At 67.2% G+C, this 3,609-nt stretch carries 1 protein-coding gene; it reads left to right on the top strand.

What is annotated here, in order from left to right; genetic code table 11:
- Positions 1 to 3,609, top strand: a 3,609-nt coding sequence (locus ACPCHZ_RS28465; RefSeq protein WP_423487821.1) for a condensation domain-containing protein, incomplete at both ends; no start/stop codon positions are given.

Here is a 3,609-nt window from a genome sequence, read left to right as displayed (position 1 = left end):
TTCGTGCTGGATGGGTTGTTGCGTCCGGTGTCGGTGGGTGTGGTGGGGGAGTTGTATGTGGCGGGTTGGGGGGTGGCGTTGGGGTATGTGGGTCGTTCGGGTTTGACGTCGTCTCGGTTTGTGGCGTGTCCGTTTGGTGGTGTGGGTGTGCGGATGTATCGGACTGGGGATGTGGTGCGGTGGTCTGTGGGTGGGGAGTTGGAGTATTTGGGTCGTTCTGATGAGCAGGTGAAGGTTCGGGGTTTTCGGATCGAGTTGGGTGAGGTTCGGTCGGTGTTGGCGTCGTTGGATGGGGTGGAGTCTGCGGCGGTGGTGGTTCGGGAGGATCGGCCTGGGGATCGGCGGTTGGTTGGTTATGTGACTGGTGGGGTGGATCCGGTGGGGGTGCGGGGTGTGTTGGGGCAGCGGTTGCCGTCGTACATGGTGCCGGTGGCGGTGGTGGTGTTGGATGCGTTGCCGGTGACGGTGAATGGGAAGTTGGATGTGCGGGGGTTGCCGGCGCCGGAGTTTGTGAGTGGTGGGGAGTTTCGTGCGCCGTCTTCGCCGGTGGAGGAGGTGTTGGCGGGGATTTTTGCGCAGGTGTTGGGGGTGGAGCGGGTCGGGGTGGATGATTCGTTTTTCGGTTTGGGTGGGGACAGTATTTTGTCGATGCAGGTGGCGGCGCGGGCGCGGTTGGCGGGGTTGGTTTTTCGTCCGCGGGATGTGTTCACTGAGCAGACGGTGGCGGGGTTGGCGCGGGTGGTGGGCGCCGGTGGTGGTGGTGCGGTGGTCGCTGATGAGGGTGTGGGGTCGGTGGTGGCGACGCCGATCATGCGGTGGTTGGCCGGTGTGGGTGGTCCGGTGGATCAGTTCAATCAGATGGTGGTGTTGCGGGCTCCGGTGGGGGTGGGCCGTGCTGATGTGGTGATGGTGTTGCAGGCGTTGGTGGATCGTCATGACATGTTGCGGTTGCGTGCGGGTGTGGATGGTCGTGGTGGGTGGGTGTTGGAGGTTCCGCCGGTGGGGTCGGTGGATGTGGGTGGGTGTGTGGTTGAGGTGCCGGTGCTCTCCGATGCGATGGTGGTGGTGGCGCGGTCGCGGTTGAGTCCGGCGGCGGGGGTGATGGTGTCGGCGGTGTGGGTGCCGTCGTCGGGTCAGTTGGTGTTGGTGGTGCATCATCTGGCTGTTGATGGGGTGTCGTGGCGGGTGTTGTTGGAGGACTTGAACATCGCGTGGGCTCAGCATTGTGGGGGGCAGCCGGTTGAGTTGCCTGCGGTGGGGACGTCGTTTCGGCGGTGGTCGCAGGTGTTGGCCGAGTACGCGGTTTCTGATGCGGTGGTGGGCACTGCGGATTGCTGGCGGGCGGTGCTGGGTGGGGCTGGGTCGGTGTTGCCTGCGGTGCGTCCGGTGGTGGATACCTATGTGACGGCGGGGTTGTCGTCAGTGCAGGTGGATGTCGCCACGACGCGGTTGTTGTTGGGTGAGGTGCCTGCGGCGTTTCATGCCGGGGTCCAGGATGTGTTGTTGATGGCGTTGGGGTTGGCGTTGGCGGAGTTCGCCGGTGCCGGGGGCGGGCCGGTGGGTGTGGAGGTGGAGGGCCACGGCCGCCACGAGGAGTTGGCGGCGGGGTTGGATTTGTCGCGCACGGTGGGGTGGTTCACCACGAAGTATCCGGTGTCGTTGGCCCCGGGTGCGGTGTCGTGGTCGCAGGTCGTTGCCGGGGGAGCGGCGTTGGGGCCGGTGCTCAAGGCGCTCAAGGAGCAGTTGCGGGCGGTGCCGCCGGGGGTGAGCTACGGGTTGTTGCGCTATGGCCATCCCGAGGTGGATCTGGGTGGGGCCGATCCGGTGGTGGGGTTCAACTATCTGGGTCGTCTCGGTGCTGGGGTGGAGCTCTCCGAGCAGATGTGGCGGGTGGACGCCGAGGGGGTGTCGGTGGGGGCGCAGGCGATGGTGTTGCCGTTGGAGTTGGCCCACACCGTGGAGGTCAACGCGGTGACGGTGGACACCGACGCCGGGCCAGTGTTGCGGGCGGATTGGACGTGGGCGCGGTTGTTGGTCGATGAGGCCGCGGTGGGTCGGCTCAGCGGGTTGTGGGTGGCGGCGTTGGCCGGTATCTGCGCTCATGTCGCCGCCGGTGGGGGTGGGTTGACACCGTCGGATGTGGCGCCCGCGCGGGTCAGTCAGGCCCAGATCGATGAGTTGGGTCGCCGGGGCCGGGTCGCTGATGTGGTGCCGTTGACGCCGTTGCAGCAGGGGTTGGTGTTCCATGCCCTGGCCGCGCACACCAACCCTGCTGACGTCGAGCAGGTGTATGCGGTGCAGATGGGTTTCACCGTCGAGGGGGTGTTGGATGCTGATCGGCTCGCCGCGGCGGTGGCGGTGGTGGCCGGGCGGCACCCGCATCTGGTGGGCCGGTTCTGGGTGGGGTTCGAGGAACCGGTCGCGGTGATCCCCGCCGATCCGGTACCGGGATGGCGTTACCTCGACCTGACCACCGACCTGACCACCGACCTGACCACCGGCCCCGCCACCGAGGCGGTGGAGGGGGTGTGTGCTGCTGAGCGTGCCGCGGTCGGTGATGTGGCGTTCTCCCCGGCGTTTCGGGTGGCGTTGATCGCGACCGGGGTCGATCGGCACCGGTTGGTGCTGACCTGTCATCACGCGGTCATCGACGGGTGGTCGATGCCGATCCTGTTGCAGGAGATCTTCGCGGCCTATCTGGGGCATCGGCTGCCCGCCGCGGTGCCCTACCGGCGGTTCGTGTCGTGGCTGGCTGAGCGTGATGTCGAGGCCGCCCGCGCGGCGTGGGCGGCGGTGTGGGCCGGGTTCGACACCCCCACCCTGGTCGCTGCGCCCGACCGGTTGGGGTTGGGGCCGCGGGCGATGACGGTGGTGGAACTCGACGAGCCCCACACCGCGGGGTTGACCGAGTTGGCCCGCGCCGGGCAGACCACGGTCAACACCGTGTTGCAGGCCGGCTGGGCGGTGCTGCTGGCCGGGGTGACCGGGCGCGCCGATGTGGCGTTCGGGGCGGTGGTCGCCGGTCGTCCCGACGAGGTGGCCGGGGTGGAGTCGATGGTGGGACTGTTGATCAACACCATCGCGGTGCGGGCCCGTATCGACCCGGCCACCACGGTGGCCCAGTTACTGACCGGACTCGACACCCAACGCATCGACACCCTCGATCACCAACACCTGGGACTGACCGAGATCCACCGCCTCACCGGCCACCAGCAGTTGTTCGACACCGTGCTGGTCTATGAGAACTACCCCGCCGACACCGCCACCCACACCAGCCTCGACGGGCTGACCATCAGCGATGCCAGCGTGCGCGACTACTACCACTATCCCCTTGTCGTGCAGGCCATCCCCGGCCCACGACTGCGACTACTGATCCAATACCGCACCGAGGTGTTCACCACCGACACCATCGAGGCCCTCACCACCGCGCTGCAACACATCCTCACCACGATGCCCACCGACCCCACCACACCGGCAACCACCCTGACCACCCACACCCCCACCGGATCCACCCCACCATCAACACCGCACACCCCCGCACCGAACACCACCCATCACCACCCCCTGACCGACACCCTGACCGGCATCTACACCCACACCCTGGGCATC

Origin of the sequence: Mycobacterium sp. NPDC050041, assembly GCF_049541695.1 — a bacterium.
Classification (GTDB): Bacteria; Actinomycetota; Actinomycetes; order Mycobacteriales; family Mycobacteriaceae; genus Mycobacterium.
The sequence above is the reverse complement of the archived record's forward strand: the minus strand, read 5'-3'. Positions and strand labels throughout refer to the sequence as shown.